The 25,230-nt window shown below is 74.3% G+C and carries 20 protein-coding genes; 7 read left to right on the forward strand and 13 right to left on the reverse strand.

Annotated features, from left to right (window positions below; genetic code table 11):
• Window positions 1–112: 112 nt before the first annotated feature.
• On the reverse strand, window positions 113–1,060 hold the full coding sequence (locus ACWGB8_RS14275; protein WP_452213487.1) for a YihY/virulence factor BrkB family protein: 948 nt from the start codon (window positions 1,058–1,060) through the stop codon (window positions 113–115).
• 198 nt (window positions 1,061–1,258) lie between these two features.
• On the opposite strand from ACWGB8_RS14275, the gene ACWGB8_RS14280 reads away from it, so the two are divergent.
• Both ACWGB8_RS14280 and ACWGB8_RS14285 read left to right on the forward strand, forming a co-directional pair.
• Window positions 1,259–4,825, forward strand: coding sequence for a bifunctional glycosyltransferase/CDP-glycerol:glycerophosphate glycerophosphotransferase (locus tag ACWGB8_RS14280; RefSeq protein WP_452213489.1), 3,567 nt, complete (start codon window positions 1,259–1,261; stop codon window positions 4,823–4,825).
• Window positions 4,826–4,961: 136 nt separating this feature from the next.
• Entirely contained in the window at window positions 4,962–7,454 is a 2,493-nt protein-coding gene (locus ACWGB8_RS14285; RefSeq protein WP_452213491.1) for a CDP-glycerol glycerophosphotransferase family protein, read from the forward strand.
• A 7-nt stretch (window positions 7,455–7,461) separates the two neighbouring features.
• Here ACWGB8_RS14285 and ACWGB8_RS14290 read toward each other — a convergent pair whose 3' ends face one another.
• The 6 genes from ACWGB8_RS14290 to ACWGB8_RS14315 all read right to left on the reverse strand — a co-directional run bounded on the left by ACWGB8_RS14290 (window position 7,462) and on the right by ACWGB8_RS14315 (window position 12,601).
• On the reverse strand, window positions 7,462–8,016 hold the full coding sequence (locus ACWGB8_RS14290) for a 2'-5' RNA ligase family protein (RefSeq protein ID WP_452213493.1): 555 nt from the start codon (window positions 8,014–8,016) through the stop codon (window positions 7,462–7,464).
• On the reverse strand, window positions 8,013–9,053 hold the full coding sequence (trpS, locus tag ACWGB8_RS14295; RefSeq protein WP_452213495.1) for a tryptophan--tRNA ligase: 1,041 nt from the start codon (window positions 9,051–9,053) through the stop codon (window positions 8,013–8,015). The genes ACWGB8_RS14290 and trpS overlap by 4 nt, the downstream gene beginning before the upstream one ends.
• A 29-nt stretch (window positions 9,054–9,082) precedes the next feature.
• The gene (locus tag ACWGB8_RS14300) at window positions 9,083–10,024 is read right to left on the reverse strand and encodes a hemolysin family protein (RefSeq protein WP_452213497.1); all 942 of its coding nucleotides are present in this window, start codon (window positions 10,022–10,024) and stop codon (window positions 9,083–9,085) included.
• Window positions 10,025–10,106: 82 nt separating this feature from the next.
• Window positions 10,107–11,099: a malate dehydrogenase gene (locus tag ACWGB8_RS14305; RefSeq protein ID WP_452213499.1), complete on the reverse strand. Its 993-nt coding sequence runs from the start codon at window positions 11,097–11,099 to the stop codon at window positions 10,107–10,109.
• Between the two features lie 204 nt (window positions 11,100–11,303).
• Entirely contained in the window at window positions 11,304–11,726 is a 423-nt protein-coding gene (locus ACWGB8_RS14310; protein ID WP_452213501.1) for a DUF3017 domain-containing protein, read from the reverse strand.
• Window positions 11,727–11,746: 20 nt separating this feature from the next.
• Window positions 11,747–12,601 carry a bifunctional methylenetetrahydrofolate dehydrogenase/methenyltetrahydrofolate cyclohydrolase gene (locus ACWGB8_RS14315; protein WP_452213502.1) on the reverse strand — a complete coding sequence of 285 codons (855 nt, stop codon included), beginning with the start codon at window positions 12,599–12,601 and terminating at the stop codon, window positions 11,747–11,749.
• Window positions 12,602–12,865: 264 nt separating this feature from the next.
• Between ACWGB8_RS14315 and ACWGB8_RS14320 the strand changes: the two genes are divergently transcribed.
• From ACWGB8_RS14320 to ACWGB8_RS14330, 3 genes are all read left to right on the forward strand, one after another.
• Window positions 12,866–13,285: a hypothetical protein gene (locus ACWGB8_RS14320; protein ID WP_452213504.1), complete on the forward strand. Its 420-nt coding sequence runs from the start codon at window positions 12,866–12,868 to the stop codon at window positions 13,283–13,285.
• Between the two features lie 2 nt (window positions 13,286–13,287).
• Complete coding sequence (locus tag ACWGB8_RS14325) at window positions 13,288–13,698, forward strand: DUF2752 domain-containing protein (RefSeq protein ID WP_452213506.1); 411 nt, start codon at window positions 13,288–13,290, stop codon at window positions 13,696–13,698.
• A gap of 126 nt (window positions 13,699–13,824) precedes the next feature.
• Complete coding sequence (locus tag ACWGB8_RS14330; protein ID WP_452213507.1) at window positions 13,825–14,508, forward strand: RDD family protein; 684 nt, start codon at window positions 13,825–13,827, stop codon at window positions 14,506–14,508.
• A gap of 79 nt (window positions 14,509–14,587) precedes the next feature.
• Here ACWGB8_RS14330 and purH read toward each other — a convergent pair whose 3' ends face one another.
• Both purH and purN read right to left on the reverse strand, forming a co-directional pair.
• Window positions 14,588–16,168: a bifunctional phosphoribosylaminoimidazolecarboxamide formyltransferase/IMP cyclohydrolase gene (gene purH / locus ACWGB8_RS14335; protein WP_452213509.1), complete on the reverse strand. Its 1,581-nt coding sequence runs from the start codon at window positions 16,166–16,168 to the stop codon at window positions 14,588–14,590.
• Entirely contained in the window at window positions 16,165–16,824 is a 660-nt protein-coding gene (gene purN, locus ACWGB8_RS14340; RefSeq protein ID WP_452213511.1) for a phosphoribosylglycinamide formyltransferase, read from the reverse strand. Before purN ends, purH begins: the two co-directional genes overlap by 4 nt.
• Window positions 16,825–17,237: 413 nt before the next feature.
• On the opposite strand from purN, the gene ACWGB8_RS14345 reads away from it, so the two are divergent.
• Complete coding sequence (locus ACWGB8_RS14345; protein ID WP_452213512.1) at window positions 17,238–17,891, forward strand: hypothetical protein; 654 nt, start codon at window positions 17,238–17,240, stop codon at window positions 17,889–17,891.
• Window positions 17,892–18,001: 110 nt separating this feature from the next.
• Here ACWGB8_RS14345 and ACWGB8_RS14350 read toward each other — a convergent pair whose 3' ends face one another.
• Window positions 18,002–19,390, reverse strand: a complete 1,389-nt coding sequence (locus ACWGB8_RS14350) for a cell division protein PerM (RefSeq protein ID WP_452213514.1) — start codon at window positions 19,388–19,390, stop codon at window positions 18,002–18,004.
• A 135-nt stretch (window positions 19,391–19,525) separates the two neighbouring features.
• Between ACWGB8_RS14350 and ACWGB8_RS14355 the strand changes: the two genes are divergently transcribed.
• Window positions 19,526–21,364: a hypothetical protein gene (locus tag ACWGB8_RS14355; RefSeq protein ID WP_452213516.1), complete on the forward strand. Its 1,839-nt coding sequence runs from the start codon at window positions 19,526–19,528 to the stop codon at window positions 21,362–21,364.
• A 146-nt stretch (window positions 21,365–21,510) separates the two neighbouring features.
• Here the strand turns inward: ACWGB8_RS14355 and sucD are convergent, their stop codons facing one another.
• The 3 genes from sucD to ACWGB8_RS14370 form a co-directional block, all read right to left on the reverse strand.
• The gene (gene sucD, locus ACWGB8_RS14360; RefSeq protein WP_452213518.1) at window positions 21,511–22,395 is read right to left on the reverse strand and encodes a succinate--CoA ligase subunit alpha; all 885 of its coding nucleotides are present in this window, start codon (window positions 22,393–22,395) and stop codon (window positions 21,511–21,513) included.
• A gap of 19 nt (window positions 22,396–22,414) precedes the next feature.
• Window positions 22,415–23,587 (reverse strand): ADP-forming succinate--CoA ligase subunit beta, encoded by a 1,173-nt coding sequence (gene sucC, locus ACWGB8_RS14365; RefSeq protein ID WP_452213520.1) that lies wholly within the window; start codon window positions 23,585–23,587, stop codon window positions 22,415–22,417.
• Between the two features lie 367 nt (window positions 23,588–23,954).
• A complete protein-coding gene (locus tag ACWGB8_RS14370) occupies window positions 23,955–25,142 on the reverse strand; it encodes a VWA domain-containing protein (protein ID WP_452213522.1) in 1,188 nt (395 codons plus the stop codon).
• Window positions 25,143–25,230: the final 88 nt, after the last annotated feature.

Below are 25,230 nucleotides of genomic sequence, written 5' to 3' on the forward strand. Positions count from 1 at the left end.
GGTTCGGCGCGGCCGGCCTGGCGCTCGGCGCGGTGGCCGCCGGCGCGGTGGCGGTGCTGGTGCTGCGGCGCCAGCGCCGGCGCAGGCAGCCCTGACGGCCCGGGCCCGTTCCTCAGGCGCGGGCCCGCTCCTCGCGTTCGGCCCGCTCCTCCTCGTCGGCCGCCGCGACCGCCTCCCGGGCCCGCTCCCGGGCCCGGTCGCGGGCGGCCGGGCCGTCGGCGGTGGCCGTCCAGGAGACGCAGTACATCAGCAGCCGGCAGACGAAGTTGATCCACAGCAGCAGGGCGACCGGCACGCCGAACGCCCCGTACAGGCTCTTGCCCGCCACCGAGCCGAGGTAGGAGGCCAGCAGGATCTTCAGCAGCTCGAAGCCGACCGCGCCGATCAGCGCGCCCTGCACCAGGACCCGCCGCCGCTGGTGCCCGATCCGAGGGAACGGCGCCAGCAGGTAGCCGAAGAGCAGCATGTCGGAGGCGACCGCGACGGCCAGCCCGACCAGCGTCAGCAGGTAGCCGCCGGGCCCGTCGGAGGCGAGGCCGATCCACTCGGCGAGCTGCCCGGCCAGGGTGGTCCCGGCCGCGGAGGCGCCCAGGGAGAGCAGCGCGACCAGGCCGAGCCCGAGCAGCACCACGCAGTCCCAGGCCTTGCGGACCACCGGGTTGCCCTCCTCCTCGGGCAGCTGCCAGACGTCCCGGATCGAGCCGCGCATGGTGTCCACCCAGCCGAGGCCGGAGAGCAGCAGCAGGACGCCGCTGATCAGCCCGACGGTGCCGGCGTTGGCGACCAGGGACGGCAGGTTCAGCGAGTCGGACAGGCCCGGCAGCTGGTCGGAGATGCGTTCCTGCAGGTCGTCGATCCGGCTGTCGCTCAGGGCCGCGACGGCGATCGCCAGGGCCACGGTGAGCAGCGGGAACAGCGCCAGGAAGCCGAAGAAGGTGACGGCGCCGGCCAGCCTGTTGCCCCGGGCCGCGGTGAAGTGCAGGTAGACGCGGTACGGGCGGCTGCGCAGCACCCTCGCCGCGAGCGGGCCGATCACCGGGAGGCGGGTCAGGAAGTCCACCGTCCGGTTATACCGGCGGGCCCGGCGAAAGCCGGTGAGGCGTACCGGGTCCGCGGGCGGCGGGGACCGTACTCGGCGGCCCCCGGGGGCCCCGGGAGCCGCCGGGTAGGATCGAGGCGCACGTACGCACCGGTTTCACAGTGCGGCCTGACCCCTGCGGGCGGCCACGCTCCCCTCCCGAGAAAGGCCGCGTAGCCGATGGCTCCCCGCCTCTCCATCGTCGTCCCGATCTACAACGTCGAGCGCTACCTGATCGAGTGCCTAGACTCGATCGCCGCCCAGACCTTCGCGGACTTCGAGTGCGTCATGGTCGACGACGGGTCCAAGGACAGCAGCGCCGCGCTGGCCGAGGAGTACGCGGCCAAGGACTCCCGCTTCCGGCTGGTGCGCCAGGTGAACAAGGGCCTGGGGGCGGCCCGCAACACCGGCATCCGGCACATCGACCCGGACGGCGAGTTCCTCTGCTTCGTCGACAGTGACGACTCGATGCCGCCCAGCGCGTACGAGCTCATGATCAACACGCTGGACGAGACCGGCTCGGACTTCGCCACCGGCAACGTGCTGCGCTTCCGGGCGGTCGGGTACTACCAGTCCGGCGGGCACGTGAAGCCGTTCAAGGAGACCCGCCTCAAGACCCACATCACCGAGATCCCGGCGCTGGTCACCGACCGCACCGCGTGGAACAAGGTGTACCGCCGCTCGTTCTTCGACGCGGCCGGGCTGCTGTACCCCGAGGGCATCCTGTACGAGGACGCCCCGGTCAGCGTGCCGCACCACTACCTCGCCACCAGCGTGGACGTGCTCGCCGAGCCGATCTACCACTGGCGCGAGCGCGAGGTCGGCGAGATGTCGATCACCCAGATGCGCACCAACCCGAAGGGCCTGGTCGACCGGGTCGCCTCGGTGGAGCTGGTCCGCGGCTGGCTGCGGAAGCAGACCGAGCCGCGCTTCGCGGAGTACCTGCGCTCCTACGACGAGAACACCCTCGTCGAGGAGATCCCGATGTTCTTCTGGTCCGTCGTGGACGGCGACCAGGAATACCGGGCCGCCTACCAGCAGCACGTCAGCCGGCTTCTCCGGTCGATCGGCCCGGAGCAGGTCCGCAAGCTGCGCGCGCCGCTGCGGCTGAAGTACCACCTGACCCTCTCGGGCCGGATCGACGAGCTGGTCGAGCAGATCAAGTTCGAGGGCGAGAGCAACGGCGGCGCCCCGGCCCGCGGTCTGCTGCGCCCGTACGCGGACTACCCGTTCCTGCGCGGCGGCCGCAAGAGCGTGCCCAGCAGCGTGCTGCGCCTGGAGAACTCGCTGGTCATGCGGAGCCGGCTGTACGAGACCGGCTGGGTGGGCGGCCGCCTGCAGCTGACCGGGCACGCGTACCCGGAGCAGCTGGGCGCCGAGAACCGGCACGACATGGTCAAGGTGCTGGTGCTGCGCGAGGCCAAGGGCCGCCGGGTGCTGGCCGTCCAGACCAAGGCGCAGTACAGCCCCGAGGCCACCGCGAGCTGCAACCACGACCTGTACAACTGCGACTGGGCCGGGTTCACCGCCTCCATCGACCCCAAGCGCCTCAAGCACCGCGGGCAGTGGAAGGACGGCCACTGGCGGGTGCTGGTGGCCGGCGTCGGCAAGGGCGGCGTCTACAAGGGGCGCATCTCGGCCGGCTGGAGCGACACCGCCGCGCACATCCCGCCGCACTGGGTGGACCAGGACGTCCGGATCGTGCCGTGGGTGCGCGACGGGCACGTCTACCTGAAGGTCGAGACCGTGCGCGCCCGGGTGACCGGGCTGGCCGCGGCGGCCGGCCGGGTGGAGATCACCGGCGCCGTCCGCTCCGGCCCGGACCTCGCCGGGGCCCGGCTGCAGCTGACCCACCTGGAGTCCGACCGCGAGCTGCTGCTGCCGCTGGAGCTGGGCACCCCGGCCGGCCTGAGCCAGCCGTTCGCCGCCTCCGTCGGGGTCGCCGAGCTGACCGCCGTCCGGGAGGCGTGGGCCGAGCTCGACCCGGTCGCCGAGGAGCGCACCCGGGACAGCTGGGAGGCCGCGCTGCTGCTGGCCGACGGCACCCTGGTGCCGGTGGCCTTCGACGAGCGCCGGCCGCCGGAGCGGCTGCACGTCGCGCTGAACCCGCAGGCCCCCGCCGCCGAGCGGCGGGCGCTGTACTCCAAGGCGTCCTCGGACGGCTACCTGGAGCTGTGCGACCAGCTGCTCCAGCCGGTGGTCGAGGGGCTCACCGCGCGCGGCGCCGACGGCTTCCTGCTCGACGGCTCCTTCCCGCTGCCGGGCACCCACCGCTACGAGCTGGTGGTCCGCCACCAGTGGCGCGAGGAGGAGCACGTCTACCCGGTGGAGATCGCCGACGGCCGCTTCCGGGCCTCGCTGCCCACCGTGCCGACCGCCTCCTTCGCGGGCTCGGTGCCGCTCACCAAGGGCACCTGGGAGGTCGTGTTCCGCCCGGTCGGCGGGGCGGCCGACGCGCCGTGGCCGCACGCGCTGATCGCGCCCTCCTGCCACCCGGCGCTGCCGCTGGAGGTGGAGTCCCGGGGCAAGCGGATCGCGCTGGAGCGCCGCTACGACGACGGGCTCTCCCTGGAGTCGCACTCGGCTCTGCTGCCCGAGGAGCGCAGCGGCTTCCGCCAGCGCCAGCTGCGCTCGGTGGACTACCCGGCCGCCCGGCGCCACCCGGTGCGCGACGCCGTGCTCTACAACGGCGCGCTCGGCGGCCACTACGCGGACTCGGCGCGGGCGATCCACGAGGAGCTGGTGCGCCGCGGCCTGCCGCTGGAGCACCTGTGGGGCAGCGACGACCTGCAGGCCGACCTGCCGCAGACCGCGACCGGGATCCGGCTCTGGAGCCCGGAGTGGTTCGAGGCGCTGGCCACCGCCAAGTACATCGTCACCGGCACCCACCTGCCCGACTTCTTCGTCCGCCGGCCGGGCCAGGTGGTCGTGCAGACCTGGCACGGCACCCCGCTGAAGCAGGTCGGGTACGACTTCGAGAAGGTCTGGTTCACCGACTCGAACTACCTGAAGGGCCTCGCCGTCGAGGTCCCGAACTGGAGCCTGCTGGTCTCCGGCAACCGCTTCTCCACCCCGGTGCTGCGCCGCGCGTTCGACTTCAAGGGCGAGATCGTGGAGTCCGGCGCGCCGCGCAACGACCTGCTGTTCGCGGCCGACCGGGAGAAGACCGCCGAGCAGGTCCGGGAGCGGCTCGGCCTGCCCGAGGGCAAGAAGGTCGTCCTGTACGCGCCGACCTTCCGCGAGGACCGCCGGCGCCCGCAGGGCGGCTACCAGATGGACCTGCGGCTCGACCTGGCGGCCATGCGGGCCTCGCTGGGCGACGACCAGGTGCTGCTGGTACGCCGGCACGCGGTGATGTGCGGCCAGGTGCCCGGGGCCGGCAACGGCTACGTGTGGGACGTCGGCAGCTACCCCGACATCGCGGAGCTGCTGCTGGTCGCGGACGTGCTGGTGACGGACTACTCGTCGACCGTGTTCGACTTCGCGGCCACCGGCAAGCCGGTGCTGTTTTACACGTACGACCTGGAGCACTACCGCGACAACCTGCGCGGCTTCAGCCTCGACTTCGAGGCCGAGGTGCCCGGCCCGCTGCTGGCCACCTCGGAGGAGCTGATCGGCGCGCTCGGCCGGGTGGACGAGGTGGCGGCCGAGTACGCCGACCGGTACTCCGCCTTCCGCCAGGCGTACTGCGACCTGGACGACGGCGGGGCGGCCGGCCGCGTGGTCGACGCGATGCTGCGCCAGTAGCGGCACCCGGCATTCCGGCGATCGAACGGAATTCATTTCGGAGAACTCCCGATCGAATTCGCCGGAATATCGAGAATTGACGGCGGGTCGCCCTTCCCGGTGGAATTGAAATTCCCCCTGGGAAAGGCGACCCGCCATGCACGTCCGTACCCGGCCCGTCCCTGCGCGCACCACGGCCGGTACCGCCCCCCGCCCCGCCGACGACACCGCGTTCGGCCTGCTGCGCAGCCGCTGGACCCCCCGCGGCCTGGAACTCACCGGCTACGCCCGCCCCGACCGCGAGGACACCGGCAGCCCCGGCTCCGCCTGGACCCGGCTCACCCTGTACCGCCACGACGGCGAGCCGCCGGTCCGGCTGCGCTCCCGCCCCCGCCGCCTGCCCGAGATCACCGACGACAGCGCCCAGGCCCGGTACGCCCACGACTGGTCCGGCTTCACCGCCCTGCTCGAACCGCACCGGCTGCACCGCGCCGGGCGGTGGCTGCTCGGCGACTGGCGGATCGAGGCCGCGCTGCTCACCCGCCCCCGCCCCACCCGGCTGCGCCGCCGGTACGGCGCCCTCGCCCCGCACTGGTGCGGCTCCGGCGAGTACCCGCTCGCCCGCTGGGTCGACCGCGCCGTCCGGCTCCAGCCGTACTTCGCCGACGACGGGCTGCGGCTGCGGCTGGAGCGCCCCGCCGTACGGATCACCGCCGCCGTGCCCGGCCCCGACGGCCTCGTCCTGCACGGCGCCGCCGACCACTGCCCGCCCGGCAGCCTGCTGCGGCTGCACCACCGCGAGAGCGGTGCCGCCCTGCTGCGGCCGGTCGGCGTGCGCGGCGACGGCCTCACCGCCGCGCTGCCGTACCCGCCGTTCACCGCGGACGGGCGCGGGGCGGGCGACCTGGAGCACTGGGACGTCGAACTGCTGCGCCCCGACGGCTCCACCGAACCGCTCACCCTCGACGAGCGCGCCCGCCCGGTCGCCGGCCAGCACCCGCTGCCCGACGCACCCGACCGCGTCCTGCACCTCAAGCACCTCGCCGACGGCCGGCTCCAGCTCTGCGTGCGGCCCGCCGCGGCCTGGATCGAGCGGATCGCCGTCCGCGCCGACGGCTTCGAGCTGACCGGCAGCTGCCCCCGACCGGGTACCGGACCGCTCGACCTGGTGCTGCGCCACGGCGGCAGCGCCGGGGAGCTGCGCCGGCCGGTCGCCCTCGGCGCCGGCGGCCGGTTCCGGGTCACCCTGCCGATCACCAGGACCGGCTCCGACGGCACCGCGCTGCCGCTGCGCAAGGGCATCTGGGAGGCCGCCCTGCACCCGGCCGGCGGCGGGGCGGGCCCGGCCCGCCCGCTGCTCGCCGGATCGGCCGTGCTCCCCGCCGTGCCCGCCGCCGCCGAGGCCGGCGGCAAGCGGGTGCTGCTGCAGCGCCGCTGGTACGACACGCTGCTGGTGGACTCCACCCCGGTGCTCGGCCCCGCCGAGCGCAGCGCGTACGCCCAGCGGCGGCTGCGCACCGCCGGGTACCCGGCCGCCCGGCGCCGGCCGCTGCGCCCGGCGGTGCTGTACGACGTCTTCGGCGGGCGCGGCTACGCCGACTCACCGCGCGCGGTGCACGCCGAACTCGCCCGGCGCGGCGAGCCGTTGGAGCACCTGTGGACGGTCGACGACGCCCAGGCGGCGCTGCCGGCCGGGGTGCGGGCGGTACGGGTCTGGAGCCCCGAGTGGTACGAGGCACTGGCCACCTGCCGCTACCTGGTCGGCAACACGCACTTCCCGGAGTTCCTGTGCCGGCGCCCCGGGCAGGTGGTGCTGCAGACCTGGCACGGCGCGCTGCTCAAGCGGATCGCGTTCGACGTCGAGAACCCCTGGCTCGCCGACCACGGCTACCTGGACCTACTGGCCCGCGAGGTGCCGCACTGGAGCGTGCTGCTCTCCCCCAGTCCGTTCGCCACCCCGATCCTGCGCCGCGCCTTCCGCTACGGCGGCGAGGTCCTGGAGTCCGGCTACCCGCGCAACGACGTGCTCGCCCGGCAGGACCCGGCCCGGGCCGCCGCGGTGCGGAGCCGGCTGGGCGTGCCCGCGGACCGGCGGGTGGTGCTGTACGCGCCGACCTGGCGCGAGGACCGCCGGCGCGGCGACGGCGAGGGCTTCCGGCTGGACCTGCGGATCGACCCCGCGGCGGCCCGGCGGGCGCTCGGCGCCGACCACGTCCTGCTGGTCCGCCCGCACGCGCACGTCCGCGAGCCGCTGCCGGGCGCCGGGGACGGCTTCCTGTACGACGTCGCCGACTACCCCGACGTCCAGGACCTGCTGCTGGCGGCCGACGTGCTGGTGACCGACTACTCCTCGATCATGTTCGACTTCGCCATCACCGGCCGGCCGGTGCTCTTCTTCACCTACGACCTGGAGCACTACCGGGACACCCTGCGCGGCTTCTGCTTCGACTTCGAGGCGCAGGCCCCCGGCCCGCTGGTGCCGACCCAGGCGGCGCTGCTGGCGGCGCTGCGCGCACTGGCCGACACCGGCCGGCTGCCCGGTGCCGACGCCGAGCGCTACCGGCGGTTCCGCGCGACGCATTGCGCGCTGGACGACGGCGGCGCCGCGGCCCGGGTGGTGGACCGGCTGCTCGCGCTCGGCCGCGGCTGACCGGCGGTCAGCCGAAGTCGTACGCCCGCCAGGGCCGCCAGACCTCGTCGGCGTCGAACCGGGACAGGCTGAACCCCGGCACGGTGAACGAGCCCTGGAAGGTGCGCGCCTTCTCGTACGCCTCGTCGAGGACGTCCTCCGGCAGGCCGTGCGCGACCGTCACGTGCGGGTGGTACGGGAAGGCCAGCTCCCGGGCCAGCGGGCCGGAGCGGACGTCCGCCTCCAGCAGCCGGCACTCGTGCGCGCCCTCCTCGACCCGGACGTAGACCACCGGGGAGACCGGCCGGAAGGTGCCGCCGCCCTGCAGCAGCATCCGGAACGGCCGGTGGGCGCGCGCCACTTCGGCCAGGTGCCGCTCCACCAGCGGCAACTGCTCCGAGGGCAGCCCGGTGGGCGGCAGCAGCGTCACGTGGGTGGGTATCGACCGGGCCAGCGGGTCGCCGTGCCCCGCCCGCGCGTCCTGGATCTCCGTGGCGTACGGCTCCGGGACGCTCACCGACACGCCGATGGTGACGACCTCGGGGAGGTCGCCACCACCGGGCAGGCTCGTCAGTGGGGTCACCGCTTGGCGGCCGGGAGGAAGCCGATCCGGTCGTACACGGTGGCGAGCGTCTCGGAGGCCACCGCGCGGGCCTTCTCGGCGCCGATCGCCAGCACCCGGTCCAGCTCGGCCGGGTCGTCCAGGAAGCCGCGGGTGCGCTCCTGGAAGGGCGTCACCCACTCGCTGAACAGCTCGGCCAGCTCGGTCTTCAGGGCGCCGTACATCCGGCCCTCGAAGTGGGCGACCAGCTCGTCGACCGACCGGCCGCTCAGCGCGGAGTGGATGCGCAGCAGGTTGGAGACGCCTGCCTTCTCCTCCTCGTCGTAGGAGACGACGGTGCCGGTGTCGGTGACGGCGCTCTTGAACTTCTTGGCGCTCGCCTTGGGCTCGTCGAGCAGGTTCACCAGGCCCTTGGCGGAGGACGCGGACTTGCTCATCTTGGCGCCCGGGTCCTGGAGGTCCAGGATCTTGGCCGTCTCCTTGAGGATGTACGGCTTGGGCACGGTGAAGGTCGGGCTGTAGCGGGTGTTGAAGCGCTCCGCGAGGTCGCGGGTGAGCTCCAGGTGCTGGCGCTGGTCCTCGCCGACCGGCACGGCGTCCGCCTGGTAGAGCAGGATGTCGGCGATCTGCAGGATCGGGTACGTGAACAGGCCGACCGAGGTGCCCGCGGAGCCCTGCTTGGCGGACTTGTCCTTGAACTGGGTCATCCGGGACGCCTCGCCGAAGCCGGTGAGGCAGTTCATCACCCAGCCGAGCTGCGCGTGCTCGGGCACGTGCGACTGGACGAACAGGGTGCAGCGCTCCGGGTCGAGGCCGGCACCGAGCAGCTGGGCGGCGGAGATCCGGGTGTTCTCGCGCAGCGCCACCGGATCCTGCTCGACGGTGATCGCGTGCAGGTCGACGACCATGTAGAAGGCGTCGTTGGCCTCCTGGAGGTCGACCCACTGGCGCACCGCGCCGAGGTAGTTGCCGAGGTGGAACGAGCCGGAGGTGGGCTGGATGCCGGAGAGCACCCGGGGACGGCCCTGGGCCGGACCGGTGACCGCTGCGTTGACCATGGCGCCATTGTTCCAGTTCCACCGTCCGGTCAGGAAACCTCTGCGGCTGGAGGTTCCGACAGTGTGACGGCACTCACCCGGATGCGGGAGATCCGCCGGCCCTCCGTCGCCGCGACGGTCAGCAGCACCCGGTCGTCGATCCGGACCTGGTCGCCCTTCTCGGGCAGCCGCCCGAGCCCCGCGACCAGGCAGCCCGCCACCGTCTCGTACGGGCCCTCGGGCAGGGTGACGCCGGTCTCCTCGGTGAAGTCGGCGAGGTTGAGCAGCCCGTCCAGCTCCATCCCGCCGCCGGCCAACCGGCGGGCGGTGGGCGGGCGGTGGGCGTCGTACTCGTCGCGGATCTCGCCGATCACCTCCTCGACGAGGTCCTCCAGGGTGACGATGCCGGCCGTGCCGCCGTACTCGTCGACGACGATGGCCAGGTGGTGGCCCTCGCGGCGCATCTCGCCCATCGCCTCCAGCACCCGCTTGGTGCCGGGCAGCAGCTTGACCGGGCGGGCCAGGTCGCGGACCCGCACGGCCTGCTCGCCGCGGGCCCCGTACAGGTCACGGACGTGCACGAAGCCGGTGACGGCGTCGTAGCTGCCCTCGACCACCGGGTAGCGGGAGTGCGGGGAGGAGGCGGCCTGCTCGCGGACCTCGTCGAGCGGGCGGTCGGCGTCCAGGAAGGTGACCTCGGTGCGCGGGACCATCACCTCGCGCAGCTGGCGCTCGCCGGCCGCGAACACGTCGGCGATCAGCGCCCGTTCGTCGCTGCCGAGTTCGGTGTTGGCGGCGACCAGGCCGCGCAGCTCCTCTGAGCTCATCGAGTCGCGCCCGGCCGACGGGTCGCCGCCGCCGAGCAGGCGGACCGCCAGGTCGGCGGAGCGGGCGACCAGCCGGGCCACCGGGCGCAGCACGGTCGAGGTGAGCAGTCCGCCCAGGGCGACGAGGGCGAGGGCGACGGCCGCGTCACCGAGGGTTTCGTTCACAGCGGGCCAGTGTAGGGCGACGGCCCGCCGCCTCCCGGAAGGGAAGCGGCGGGCCGTGCGGTGCTGCGGGTGCGGGCCGGGCTCAGATCAGGCCGAGCGCCTGGACCGCGTCGCGCTCCTCGGCCAGCTCGTTGACCGAGGCGTCGATGCGGCCGCGGGAGAACTCGGAGATCTCCAGGCCCTGGACGATCTCGAACTCGCCGCCCTTGGTGGTGACCGGGAAGGAGGAGATCAGGCCGGCCGGGACGCCGTAGGAGCCGTCGGAGACGATGCCCATGGAGGTCCAGTCGCCCTCGGCGGTGCCGTTGACCCAGGTGTGCACGTGGTCGATGGCGGCGTTGGCGGCCGAGGCGGCCGAGGAGGCGCCGCGGGCGTCGATGATGGCCGCGCCGCGCTTGGCGACGGTCGGGATGAAGTCGCCCTCCAGCCACGCCTGGTCGTTGCCGATGGCGTCGAAGCCGGCCTTGCCGGCGACCTCGGCGTGGAAGATGTCCGGGTACTGGGTCGCCGAGTGGTTGCCCCAGATGGTGAGGCGCTTGATCTCGGAGACGGCGGCGCCGGTCTTCTTGGCGAGCTGGGCGACCGCGCGGTTGTGGTCCAGGCGGGTCATCGCGGTGAAGCGCTCGGCCGGGACGTCCGGGGCGTTGCGCTGGGCGATCAGGGCGTTGGTGTTGGCCGGGTTGCCGACGACCAGGACCTTGATGTCGTCCGCGGCGTGGTCGTTGATGGCCTTGCCCTGCGGGCCGAAGATGCCGCCGTTGGCCTGCAGCAGGTCGCCGCGCTCCATGCCGGCGGTGCGCGGGCGGGCGCCGACCAGCAGGGCGACGTTGGCGCCGTCGAAGGCCTCGTTCGGGCTGTCGGTGATCTTGATGTCGCGAAGCAGCGGGAACGCGCAGTCGTCGAGCTCCATCGCGGTGCCCTCGGCGGCCTTGAGGCCCTGCGGGATCTCCAGCAGGCGCAGGTTCACCGGCACGTCGGCGCCGAGCAGGTGGCCCGAGGCGATGCGGAAGAGCAGGGCGTAGCCGATCTGGCCGGCCGCTCCGGTGATGGTGACGTTGACGGGGGTGCGGGTCATTTCTACCTTCTCCAGCAAATCGCCAGGTGCCCCAGGCACGCCGGCGCACTGGAGCCGCGGATGATCTCTCGACATCGAGAGACCGGCGCCAGGTTATCGCAAAGCGAGGCGTATTCCTCGGGTGCGGTCGTGGCTGCTTCGTCACAGACGGCAGCGGCCCCGCCCGGAGGGATCCGGACGGGGCCGCGGCGGCGGGACGGCGGTTCAGTGCCGGGGACGGCCGATGAGCTGCCCGATGTTGGTCAGCGGCACCTCCAGCCACGGATTGGGCTGCGCCACCAGCGTCAGGAAGACGATCGAGGCGCCCAGGAAGGTCAGCACGATCACGTCGGTGAAACGGCTGCGCACCGCCAGCATGCCGACCTCGGGCAGCACCAGCCGCAGCAGGGCGCCGAGCAGCACCCCGCCGCCGAGGATCAGCAGCCCGAACTTGAAGCCCTCCTCGAAGTCGGCGAACCAGGTGACCGCCAGTCCGGCGCCCACCACCAGCAGCACCAGGGTTATCGGCCACTGGCGGACGGGCAGGGCGTGTTCGCGGCCCAACGCGGCCCGCGACCCCTCGGGGGGCAGGGTGCCGGTGGTCCGGACCGGCGTGCGCCGGGACCGCGCCGGCCTTGGCTCGCTCATCGCTCCTCGCCCCTCCGGGGTCAGATGCCGGCGCGGCGCTCGGCCGCCTCGACGATGTTGTTCAGCAGCATGGCGCGGGTCATCGGGCCGACGCCGCCCGGGTTCGGGGAGATCCAGCCCGCGACCTCGGCCACGCCGGGGTGCACGTCGCCGACGATCCGGCCCTCGCTGCGGCTGACGCCGACGTCCAGCACGGCCGCGCCGGGCTTGACGTCCTCCGGCTTGACCAGGTGCGGCACCCCGGCGGCGGCGATCACGATGTCGGCCTTGCGCAGGTGGAAGGCGAGGTCCCGGGTGCCGGTGTGGCAGAGGGTGACCGTCGCGTTCTCACTCCTTCGGGTGAGCAGCAGGCCGATCGAGCGGCCGACCGTGACACCGCGGCCGATCACGACCACCTCGGCGCCGTCGATCGCGACCTCGTGGCGGCGCAGCAGCTCGACGATGCCCAGCGGGGTGCACGGCAGCGGGCCGGTGATGCCCAGCGCCAGGCGGCCCAGCGAGGTGGGGTGCAGGCCGTCGGCGTCCTTGTCCGGGTCCATCAGCTCCAGCACCGGGTTCTGGTCCAGGCCCTTGGGCAGCGGGAGCTGGACGATGTAGCCGGTGCAGGCCGGGTCGGCGTTGAGCTCGCGGACGACGTTCTCGACGTCCTCCTGGGTGGCGGTGGCGGGCAGCTCGCGCTGGATCGACGCGATGCCGACCTCGGCGCAGTCCTTGTGCTTGCCGTTGACGTACCACCGGCTGCCCGGGTCGTCACCGACGAGGACGGTGCCGAGACCGGGGACGACGCCCCGCTCCTTGAGGGCCGCCACGCGGACGGCGAGTTCGGACTTGATCGCGGCAGCCGTGGCCTTGCCATCGAGAATCTGGGCAGTCATGACCCCATTCTCCCGGATCCGGGCGGTACTCCGTGCCGCGGGCGGCACGGTCCCGGGAGCCGGCCCCGGGCCGGAACGCACGCGGTCCGCACCGATACGGAACGTGTGGATCGCATTGCGGTTGCGCCACAGTTGCGTCCGGTTCCCGGGCGCGGCTGGACAGCACGCTGTCGTCGGGTCGACGATATGGGCGCAATCCCTGCCGCGCCCCGCCCCGTGACGGGCCGACGGCGCACGGCGGGGACGTACCCGGGGGAAGAACGAGTGAGCAATCCGTACCAGACTCCGCCGGGCCCCTACGGCGGCCCGGGGGCCCAGCCGCACGCGCCGTACGGGGCTCCGCAGTACCCGCAGCAGCCGCAGGGCTACCCGCAGCAGCCGTACCAGCAGCCGCAGGCGCCGGTCGTCCACCAGCAGCCCGTCCACTACCCGGTCGCCGCCCGGCCCGCCGACAACCAGTACGCGATGGCCGCCGTGGTGCTGGGCTTCGTGGCCGTCGTCACCACCTGCTTCTACGGCGGTTTCCTCGGACTGGTCGGCATCGGCATCTCCATCGCCGGACTCAACCGCTCCAACGCCACCGGCACGGGCCGCGGGATGTCGATCGGCGCCCTCGTGCTCAACGTGCTCGCCGTCCTGATCAGCGCCGCCCTCGTCGTGCTCGTGCTGCGGGGCGAGTACTAGCCGTGGCCACCCTGACGGCGCGTTGGCAGCGCTCGGCCGGCACGCTCAAGGGCGGCCTGCTCCGCGTCCTGCTGCGCGGCCTCGCCGCCGCCACGGCCGCCGCCGGTGTGGCGGCCGTGCACGACGTGCACGACCCGGGGGTGCTCTGCCCGCTGCGCAGGCTGACCGGCGTGCCGTGTCCCGTCTGCGGCAGCACCACCGTCTTCATCGAGGCCGGGCACGGCCGTTGGGACGCCGCGCTGGCGGCGAACCCGGTCACCGTGGCGGCGCTCGCCGCGCTGCTGGTCGCCCCGCTGGGCCCCGGCCGCTGGTGGTGGCAGCAGACGAACGGCCGCCGCAACGCCCTGCTCGGCGGGGCCCTCGCCGCCGCCTGGGTCTGGCAGTTGCACCGGCTCGGGATCTCCCGGCCCTGAAATCCCCCTCGTGCGTGTCGGTGCGCTTCGCTAGTCTGCCCTGCGGTCGGGCACCGTCACTCATCAGTCCGTCCCCAGAAGCTTCCTGAAATCCGTCCCCATGTCCCATCCTGCCCGGAGGCATCGATGAGCTACCCGCCCGACCCGAACAACCCCTACGGCCAGCAGCCCGGCTACGGCCAGCCCCAGCAGCCCGCCTACGGCCAGCAGCCCGGCTACGGCTACCCGCAGCAGGCCGCCCCGGCGCCCGGCTACGGCTACCCGCAGCAGGCCGCCCCGGGCTACGGCATCCCGCACCAGCCCGTGTACGGCGGCCACGCCGGCTACGTGCAGCAGTCCTACGCGGGCTGGGGCTCCCGGGTCGCCGCGTCGCTGGTCGACGGCCTGATCATCGGTGTGCCGGTCATGATCCTGTACATCGTGGGTGCCGCGGTCGGCTGGGAGGACGCCCCGTCCTGCACCCCGACCAAGCTCAACAGCTACTGCGCCGGCGTCAGCAGCACGCCGACCATCAACGGCGCGGGCATCGCCATCATGGGCCTGGCCTACCTGCTCGGCCTCGTCGCCGGCATCTGGCTGCTCTACTCCGAGGGCAAGACCGGCCAGACCCCGGGCAAGAAGCTCGTCAACATCCGCGTGGTGCGCGAGGCCGACGGCCAGCCGCTCGGCTTCGGCATGGCCTTCGTCCGCCGGCTCGCCCACTTCCTGGACTCGCTGGCCTGCGGCATCGGCTACCTGTGGCCGATCTGGGACGCCAAGAAGCAGACCTTCGCCGACAAGGTGATGAACAGCGTCGTCGTGAAGTCCTGACGCGCCGTCCGCACGGGGAAGGCCCCGCAACTCCGCTCGCGCGGGGTTGCGGGGCCTTCCGCCGTTCCGGGGCCGGTGCTCAGTGGAAGAAGTGCCGGGTACCGGTGAAGTACATCGTGACGCCGGCCTCGGCGGCCGCCGCGACCACCTCTTCGTCGCGGATCGAACCGCCCGGCTGCACCACGGCCCGGACCCCGCCGTCGATCAGGATCTTCAGGCCGTCCGCGAACGGGAAGAAGGCGTCCGAGGCCGCGAACGAGCCCTTGGCCCGCTCGCCGGCGCGCTCGACGGCGAGCTTCGCCGAGTCGACCCGGTTGACCTGGCCCATGCCGACGCCGACCGAGGCACCGTCCTTGGCCAGCAGGATCGCGTTGGACTTGACGGCCCGGCAGGCCCGCCAGGCGAAGGCCAGCTCGGCCAGCTCCCCGGCGGAGAGCGCCTCACCGGTCGCCAGCGTCCAGTTCGCCGGGTCGTCGCCGTCGGCGTGGATGCGGTCGGCCTCCTGCAGCAGCACGCCGCCGGAGATCGGGCGGACCTCCTGGCGGTTGGCCGGCGCCTCGGGGGCGCGCAGCACGCGCAGGTTCTTCTTGCGGGCCAGCACCTCGACCGCACCGTCCTCGTACGCCGGGGCGACGACGACCTCGGTGAAGATCGGGGCGATCTGCTCGGCCAGCTCGACGGTGACCGGGCGGTTGACCGCGATCACGCCGCCGTACGCGGAGACCGGGTCGCACTCGTGCGCCTTGCGGTGCGCCTCGGCGACGTCGGCGCCGGTCGCGATGCCGCACGGGTTGGCGTGCTTGATGATCGCGACGGCCGGCTCGGCGTGGTCGTACGCGGCGCGGCGGGCGGCGTCGGTGTCGACGTAGTTGTTGTACGACATCTCCTTGCCGTGCAGCTGCTCGGCGCCGGCCAGTCCACCGCTGCCGTCCGTGTACAGCGCGGCGCCCTGGTGCGGGTTCTCGCCGTAGCGCAGCACGTTCTGGCGCTCGAAGGCGGAGCCCAGGAAGGCCGGGAAGGCCTCCTCGGAGCCGGTGTAGCCGGAGGTCTCGAACCAGTTGGCCACCGCGACGTCGTAGGCCGCGGTGTGCGCGAACGCGGCACCGGCGAGGCGCTTGCGGGTCAGCAGGTCGAAGCCGCCCTCCTGAGCCGCCTTCAGCACGTCGCCGTAGCGGGCCGGGTCGACCACGACGGCCACCGACGGGTGGTTCTTCGCCGCGGCGCGGACCATGCTCGGGCCGCCGATGTCGATCTGCTCGACGCACTCGTCCGGGGTGGCGCCGGAGGCGACCGTCGCCTTGAACGGGTACAGGTTCACCACGACCAGGTCGAAGGGCTCGACGCCCAGCTCGGCCAGCTGCGCGCGGTGCGACTCCAGGCGCAGGTCGGCCAGCACACCGGCGTGCACGCGCGGGTGCAGCGTCTTCACGCGCCCGTCCAGGCACTCCGGGAAGCCGGTCAGCTCGGAGACCTCGGTCACCGGGACGCCGGCCGCGGCGATCCGGCCCGCGGTGGAGCCGGTGGAGACGATGGCGACCCCGGCGGCGTGCAGGCCCTGGGCCAGCTCCTCCAGGCCGGTCTTGTCGTACACGCTGATCAGCGCGCGGCGGAGCGGCCTGATGTCCTCGGAGACAGGGGGGGTGGTGGAGCTGGCACTCATGCCGGGATCCATACCTTTCGGTCCTCGATGCGGTGACCCTCGCGGGCCAGCCGGCCCACGACGTCGACGAGCAGCTTGCGCTCGACAGTCTTGATGCGCTCGTGCAGCGCGTCGCCGCCATCGGCGTGGTCGGCGTCGGTGACCTCCACGACGCCCTGCGCGATGATCGGCCCGGTGTCCACGCCGGCGTCGACCAGGTGGACGGTGCAGCCGGTGACCCGCACCCCGTACGCGAGCGCGTCGGCGACCCCGTGCGCACCGGGGAAGGCGGGCAGCAGCGCGGGGTGGGTGTTGACGATCCGCCCAGCGAACGCCGCGATGAACGCGGGGCCGAGGATCTTCATGAAGCCGGCCGTGACCACGAGGTCCGGCTCGTACGCGGCGACGGAGGCGGTCAGCGCGCGGTCCCAGTCCGCCCGGTCGGCGAAGTCCTTCACCCGGTGGACGAAGACCGGCAGGCCGGCCCGCTCGGCCCGGTCCAGTCCGGCGATGGCGTCGCGGTCCGCTCCGACGGCGAGGATCTCGGCGCCGAAGGCCGGATCGGCGGCGGCGTCGATCAGCGCCTGCAGATTGGTGCCGGAACCGGAGACCAGCACCACCAGGCGGGCCGGACCGGGCGTACGGGGCGGGAAGAGCTGGGCGGGGGCGGCGGCCACTGCGCGATTCTCCGTAGGTCGGGGCGCCGCACGCTGGTACGTCCACCGGCGGTGGGGCCACTACGAACGGCAGGTCGAGCGAAGGGGAACACACGGGAAACCCGCCGCGGTGCGGGCGCCCGGGAACCCTGGCGAGCTGCTGACCGTCACCACGATAACGGCTGGTCGGACGGCTCCCGAAACGGCCCGATGGCGCTACGCGCGTAGTTGAGACGGGGATCTCGCCGCGGGACGGGTGGGGTCCCGCGGACCGCTCCCCCTGCGCCCCCGCGGCCGTCCGGCCGGGCCCGCACCGGGCTCCCCGCCGCCGCCCCGCCGCCGCCTTCCCGGGGGCTCCTCCCGCCTCCGGCACGGGCTGCGGGATCATAGAGGGCGGGCACCCGCCCCACCGACCGACAAGGAATGGCCGAACCATGAGCAGCGGTGACAACACCGGCGAGCGCAACCCCTTCGCGCCGCCGCCGGCGGATGCCCCGGACCGGCCGTGGCAGCCCCGCAACCCCGGTCCGGACCCGGACTCCTCGGACGGCGCGGGCAACGGCACCGGCGGTGGCACGGGCGACGACGACGGCGAGCGCCCGCAGGTCCCGCCGCCGCACCCGTGGAGCCCCGGCTACCAGGGCGGCTGGAGCCACCGGCCCGCCCCGCAGCCCCCGCGCCTCGACCCCAACGACCCGGTGCAGAAGCGCGCCCGCAACGCGGCCCTGGCCGGTATCGCCGCCCTGATCTGCGCCGTCGCCGGCCTCTTCTACGTCGCCCTGTTCGTCGGCGCGCTCGCCGTGCTGTGGGGCGTCACCGCCCTGCGCTCCCCGCGCCCCGGCGCCCGGCAGGCCGACGGCACCCCCGCCCGCCCCGCCGACGCCCCCAACCCGCTCACCACCCCGGCCCTCGGCGGCATCCTGGCCGGCGTGATGACGATCGTCTTCACCGGCAGCGTGATCGGCCTCGGCCTGTACTACAACGACTACCACGCCTGCGTACGCGACTCCCTGACCACCGCGGGCGAAGCGAGCTGCAGCGACCTCGCCCCGAAGTGGTACACCGACCTGGTCGACAAGGCCGAGTAGCCGGGCGCGGCAGTCGGGCGCGCCAGCCGGGCGCGGCAGCCGGGCGCCGGGCCGGACGGGCACGCCGCGGACCCCCGCCGCCGGGCTCACCGCCGGGGTCAGCACCGGGGTCAGCGGCCGCGCGGGCCCGGCAGGGTGCCGAGCCGGACGACCGCGGCGTGGGCCAGCAGGCGCACCCGGTGCGCACGGGCCGTGGCCGCCGCGTGCAGGGCCGCGGCCGCGCCCAGGGCGGTGGCGCGGGTCAGCAGGGCGAGGGGGGCCGCCACCACGGTGAACCAGGCCGCCGCCGCGAGGCCCGTCCGCCAGGGCACCGGTCCGAGTTCGGCCATCCGCCCGCCGGCCAGCGACCCGCCGGAGAGCCAGCCCGCGGTCGCCGCCGCACCGCCGACCAGCAGGGCCGCCGACACCGCGGCGACCGCCGTGGCCACCGGGTGCCAGGGCAGCCGTCCGGTACCGGTGCCCGCCGCGGCGCGGCCGAGCAGCAGGGCCGGCAGCACGGCCGCCAGCGCCGGCAGCAGACAGACCGCCAGCCGCCAGCCCCCTGCGCCGGGTTCCGGCAGCAGACCGAGCAGCGGGAACTCGGGGACCGGCCCGAGCACCGTGCCGGACGGCGCCACGGTCGTCCCCGTCCCCACCGAGAAGCCCGGGCCCAGCGCGTACGCGGCGCCCCAGAGCACGGCGTTGGGGAGCAGCAGCAGGGTGAGCAGCAGCAGTCCGGTGACCGCTCCCGGGCCGCCGGCCAGCGACCTCGCGGTGAGCCCGGCGCCGTCCACCGCGTCCAGGACCGCCGCCGTCGCCACCACCAGGGCACCGGCCGCCAGCAGTCCGCCGAGCCCCGCCAGCACGGCCGCACGGACGGCGGGACCGCCGCCGACGGGCCGGGCCTGCTCGGGCAGCCACCGGACGAACTGCGCACCCGCGGACCGCAGCGGCCCCGCGCCGGTCGGCACCGGCGCCCCGGCCCGGGCGGGCAACCCGGCCGAACGGGCACCCGCGGCGGTCGCCGCGCCGGCCAGCGCGACCAGGACCAGCAGGTCGGGCAGGATCCGGGCGCGCAGGGCCCCGGTCGCCGCCCCGGTCACGGCGCACTGGGCGACGACCACGGCGCCCACCGTGCAGTAGCCGGCGCACACGGCGGCCGGCCCGCTCCACCGGGCCCGCAGGCCGGGGCGGGCCCCGGCGCGGGCACCCGCCCGGTAGAGGCGGTTGACGGCGAACAGACCCAGCAGCAGCGGAGTGACCGTCACCGGCGCGGCGAGCTCGGCGCGCAGCATCGGCGCGCCGTGGCCGAGCAGCCAGAGGGCTCCCGCCAGCCGGGCGGCGCCGGCGGCGTCGGCCTCCGCGTGCGGGGTCACCACCCAGAGCCCGAGCACCGGCACCAGCACCACGGCGAGCCCGAGCAGGGCGGTTCGTACGCCGGCGAACAGGTCGGCCCGGACCGGTCGGCTGCCCAGCTCGCGCGGCAGTTCCAGGATCGGACGGCCCATCAGCTGCGTCATGCGCCTCATGGTGCCAAGGCGACTCGCCCTGTTCGGTGAAGAGGCAAACCGTCGCCGTGTCCCAGATTATTGGCTTATGCGCATTTTCAGACCCGGCCAGCCAGCTGTCGCCGCCGATCCGGCCCGGAGCCTCTGATGACCACCCCGCCGACCGCCGAACGCCCCACCGGCACTCCCGCCGCCGATCCGCCGTCCGGGCGGAAGCCGGCCAAGCCGTCGAAGCCCCCGCAGCCCGCCAAGCCGTCCCGGCGGCGGGCCGCCACCGCCGAGAAGTCCGCCGCCGAACGCCGGGCCGGTCCCGCACCCGCCACCGAACGCTCCCCCGCGCGCCGCACCGCGCGCGGGGGCGGGTCCGCCGCAGCGGAGGCGAACACCACCGAGGTGGCTCCGGCCGAGGCGGGCACCGCCAGGACCGGCGTGGCCGGGAGCAGGACGGCCACCACGGGGGCGGCCACCACCCGCGCAGGCAGAACCGGGGCGGGCGGAACCGCGGCCGCCACCGAGGCGGGCCGGGCCCGAACGGGCGCGGTACCCGCCGGCGGCGCGCGGACGGGGAGCCCCGTCGGCGCCGCCCGGCCCGTCGGGCGGCCCTCGCCGCAGGACGCCGCCCGGCTGGTCCGTCTGCTGACCCCGCGTGAGGCCGCGGCGCTGGCCAGGTTCGCCGCCGGCCGGGACGTGCCCCCCGCACCGGCCGCCCTGGCCGCCGGACCGGCCGGCGCCCGGCTGCACCTGCACCGGGCCATGCGCAAGCTCGGGATCCGCAGCCGCGCCGAGGCGGTCGCCTTCGCGGCCCTCCTGGACCCGCTCCGGCCGACCGTCCGACGCACCCTCACCGCCCCGGAGCCCGCGGCGGTCACGGCCCCCGCCCCCGCGGCCGTCCCCGCGCCCGTACTCGCACCCGGCGCGGAGGCCGGTGCGGAGCCCCGCGCCGCCGCCGCGCTCGGCTTCGAGGAGTTCTACGCCACCACCCACACCCGCCTGGTGCAGCAGACCTTCCTGCTGACCAGGTGCCGGCACCGCGCCGTGCACTGCGTGGGCCGGGCGTTCGGCGAAGCGGCCCGCCGGTGGGAGGAGGTCGGCGCGGGCGCCAACCCGGAGGGGTGGGTGCGGGTGCGGGCGTTCGAGGCGGCGCTGTCGCCGTGGCATCGCGGCGGGCCCCGGCGGGCGCACGCCTGGCGGCTGCCGCACCGGCGGATCAAGGTGCGGCCGGCGGACGAGGCGCAGGCGGTGCTGCCGGACCACGACCGCCTGACCGACCGGGACCGTGCGCTGCTCAAGGCACTGCGCCGGCTGTCGCGTCCGCAGCGCCGGGCGCTGGTGCTGCACGACGGCCTGGGCCTGTCGGCGGCGGCGGTCGCGGTGGAGGTGGAGTCCAGCGTGGTGGCGGCCGAGGGCCGGGTCTGGACGGCCCGGGCGGCGCTGGCGCGCTGGGTACCGGACGTGGTCGGGCCGGACCCGGCGGCGGACGGGTTCGCGGACCGCCTCTGCGCGCTGCTGCACCGGGCGGCGGTGCGGGGCTGCCCGGAGCCGCGGCGGCCCGCGCTGCCCGCGCTGCGGGCCCGGTGGGGGCTGCGGAACGCCGCGCTGACGGGCGGCGCGGCGCTGATCACCGCGGCGATGGGGGCTGCGGTGGTGACGACGCTGACGGGCAGCGGCCCGGCCGAGCTGTTCCGGCCGACGGCTCCGCCGCCGCCGGGGATCTGCGCCACGCCGGGGGGCGGCAGCGCGGTGCCGGCGCTGCCGGGTGGTCCGCCGAACGGGGTGCGCAGCCTCTGGTGCAGTCCGACCCCGGGGCTGGCGGCCGAGTTCGTGGCCCCGCCGCCGCCGCACACGCTGCACCCCTGGCAGGCCGCGCCCGGGTCGGGCGTGCTGTCGCCGCCGGGGCCCGCGCCGGTGCTGGGCGGCGCGGTCGCCCCGGGGCCGGGCGGCTGCGGCCGGTGGGCACCGCAGGCGTGCGTCCGGCGGGGCAACTAGGCCGGACAGGGCCGAGGCCCGCCCGGTCGGTCTCGTGCGCCCGGCAGGATCGGCCGGACAGGGCCTGGGACGGCGCGCCCGGGAGCGCGAACGCCTCCGCCCGGACCTCGGGAGGTCCGGGCGGAGGCGTGCTGCCGTTCGGGGCGTCAGCCCGCGATCAGCTCGCGCGCCAGGCGGGCGGTCTCGGACGGCGTCTTGCCGACCTTGACACCGGCGGCCTCCAGGGCCTCCTTCTTCGCCTGGGCGGTGCCGGACGAGCCGGAGACGATGGCGCCGGCGTGGCCCATGGTCTTGCCCTCGGGGGCGGTGAAGCCCGCGACGTAGCCGACGACCGGCTTGGTGACGTGCTCGGCGATGTAGGCCGCGGCACGCTCCTCGGCGTCGCCGCCGATCTCACCGATCATGACGATGAGCTCGGTCTCCGGGTCCTCCTGGAACGCCTTGAGGGCGTCGATGTGGGTGGTGCCGATGACCGGGTCACCGCCGATGCCCACGGCCGAGGTGAAGCCGATGTCGCGCAGCTCGTACATGAGCTGGTAGGTCAGGGTGCCGGACTTCGAGACCAGGCCGATCTTGCCGGCGGTGGTGATGTCGGCCGGGATGATGCCGGCGTTCGACTGTCCGGGGCTGATCAGGCCGGGGCAGTTCGGGCCGATGATCCGGGTCTTGTTGCCCTTCGAGCCCGCGTACGCCCAGAAGGCGGCGGTGTCGTGCACCGGGACGCCCTCGGTGATGACGACGGCCAGGCCGATCTCGGCGTCGATGGCCTCGACGACGGCGTCCTTGGTGAACTTCGGCGGCACGAAGATGACGGTGACGTCGGCACCGGTCTTCTCGATGGCCTCGGCGACGGAGCCGAAGACGGGCACCTCGGTGCCGTCGACGTCCACGGTGGTGCCGGCCTTGCGCGGGTTGACACCGCCGACGATCTGGGTGCCGGAGGCGAGCATGCGGCGGGTGTGCTTCATGCCCTCGGAGCCGGTCATGCCCTGGACGATGACCTTGCTGTCCTTGGTAAGGAAGATAGCCATGGTTGTGTAGTCCCCTTCCTTACTTGTTGGCCAGCTCGGCGGCGCGGTCAGCGGCGCCGTCCATGGTGTCCACACGCTGCACCAGCGGGTGGTTCGCGTCGTCGAGGATCTTGCGACCCAGCTCCGCGTTGTTGCCGTCCAGGCGGACGACCAGCGGCTTGGTGACCGCCTCGCCCTTCGAGGACAGCAGCTCCAGCGCCTGCACGATGCCGTTGGCGACCGCGTCGCACGCGGTGATGCCGCCGAAGACGTTGACGAAGACCGACTTGACGTCGGGGTCGCCCAGGATGATCTCCAGGCCGTTCGCCATCACCTCGGCGGACGCGCCGCCACCGATGTCGAGGAAGTTGGCGGGCTTGACGCCGCCGTGGCTCTCGCCGGCGTAGGCGACGACGTCCAGGGTGCTCATGACGAGACCCGCGCCGTTGCCGATGATGCCGACCTCGCCGTCGAGCTTGACGTAGTTGAGGCCCTTGGCCTTGGCCGCGGCCTCCAGCGGGTTCGCGGCGGCCTTGTCCTCAAGCGCCTCGTGGTCCGGCTGGCGGAACTCGGCGTTCTCGTCCAGGGAGACCTTGCCGTCGAGCGCGATGATCTTGCCGTCACCGGACTTGATCAGCGGGTTGACCTCGACCAGGAGGGCGTCCTCCTTGATGAAGACGACCCAGAGCTTCTGCAGGACGTCGGCGACCTGGTCCGCGATCTCGGCCGGGAACTTCGCGGCGGCGACGATCTCGGCGGCCTTCTCCGGGGTCACACCCTCGTTGGCGTCGACCGGGATCTTCGCGAGCGCCTCGGGGTTCTCCTCCGCGACGACCTCGATCTCCACACCGCCCTCGACGCTGGCCATGGCCAGGAAGGTGCGGTTGGTGCGGTCCAGCAGGAAGGAGACGTAGTACTCCTCCTTGATGTCCGCGGTCTGGGCAAGCATCACCTTGTGAACGGTGTGGCCCTTGATGTCCATGCCGAGGATCGCCTCGGCCTTGGCGACGGCGTCCGCCGGGTCGGCGGCGAGCTTCACGCCACCGGCCTTGCCTCGGCCACCCACCTTCACCTGAGCCTTGACGACGGCGCGGCCCCCGAAGCGCTCCGCGATGGCGGCAGCGTCTGCGGCGGTCTCGATGACATCACCGTCAAGCACGGGCACACCGTGCTTGGCGAAGAGGTCCCTCGCCTGGTACTCGAACAGGTCCACGTGTTTGTCCTTGTTCGTGGTCGCGGATTGTGTCTCTACGAGCGTGCCACGGCAGGATCTTCGCTGCGGGTCGTCGAAGCGGTGCGGGTACGCAGAGGTACGGCCTTGCGGCCCACACAGCCACGGGCGCACACGTCAATCAACACGCGCGTCACGTCCGTCTGGCAGGTTATCCCCGTACGACGGGACGTTTTCGCCCGGGACCGGCCCGTCTTTGGTGAGAACCGTCACAGAGAGCATACGGCGGCGTGCCGGCCGCCGTGCTCACCGGTCGGGCGCACCGGCGGTGAGGAACGAGCCGGTTCCCCCGTTCGAGTGAACCCGGCCGATCCGGCGCGGCCGGGCCGCCGTTCGTCCGGACCGCGGCTCAGCCGAGCTGCCCGGGGACCGGGATCGGGCGCTTCTCGATCGCCGCGGCCATGATCTCCGGGAAGGCGTCCGGAGTGCAGGCGAAGGCCGGGGCGCCCAGCGCGGCCAGGGCGGCCGCGTTCGCGTGGTCGTACGCGGGGGCGCCCTCGTCGGAGAGCGCGAGCAGGGCGACGAACTGCACGCCCGCCGCCTTCATCGCGGCGACCCGCCGGAGCATCTCGTCGCGGACGCCGCCCTCGTACAGGTCGCTGATCAGGACCACGACGGTCTCCGAGGGGCGGGTGATCCGCGACTGGCAGTAGGCCAGCGCCCGGTTGATGTCCGTCCCGCCGCCGAGCCGGGTGGCGAACAGGACGTCCACCGGATCGGAGAGCTGCTCGGTCAGGTCGACCACCGAGGTGTCGAACACGACCAGCCGGGTGTCCAGCGTCCGCATCGAGGCGAGGACGGCACCGAAGACCGCCGAGTGCACCACGGAGGCGGCCATCGAACCGGACTGGTCGATGCAGAGGACGACCTCCTTCCTCACCGCCCGCTGGGCGCGGGCGTAGCCGATCAGGCGCTCCGGGACGACGGTGCCCCGGCCGTCCGGGCCGGCGTCGGGCAGGTAGTTCCCGAGGTTGGCCCGGATGGTGCGGTTCCAGTCGATGTCGCGGTGGCGCGGACGGTTCACCCGGGCGCTGCGGTCGAGCGCGCCGCCCAGCGTGGCCCGGGTGCGGTCGGCGAGCCGGCGCTCCAGCTCGGCGACCACCCGGCCGACCACCGCGCGGGCGGTCTCCCGGGTGGTCTCGGGCAGCGCCCCCTTCAGCGAGAGCAGCGTGCCGACCAGGTGCACGTCCGGCTCGACGGCCTCCAGCATCTCCGGCTCCAGCAGCAGGCGGTCCAGGCCGAGCCTGGTGATCGCGTCCTGCTGCATCAGCTGCACGACGGAGGTGGGGAAGTACGCGCGGATGTCGCCCAGCCAGCGGGCCACCTGCGGGGCGGAGCCGCCGAGGCCGGCCGTCCGCCGGCCGTCCCGGCCGGGCCGCCCCTCCTCCGGGGCACCCCGGTAGAGGGCGGCCAGCGCGCCGTCCATGGCGGCGTCCCGCCCGCGCAGGGCGCAGCCCGTCCCGTCCGCCTCGCCGCCGAGCACCAGCCGCCAGCGGCGCAGCCGTTCGTCGTCGGTGGAGGGGGTGGTCACGGCCATGGGGTGTGCTCCTTCGGGCGGGACGGGCTCACGGGGGCGGGACGGGGACGGCGGGCGGACGGCGGCGGGCTCACGGGGACGGGCGGAC

The organism is Kitasatospora sp. NPDC054939 (assembly GCF_053610105.1).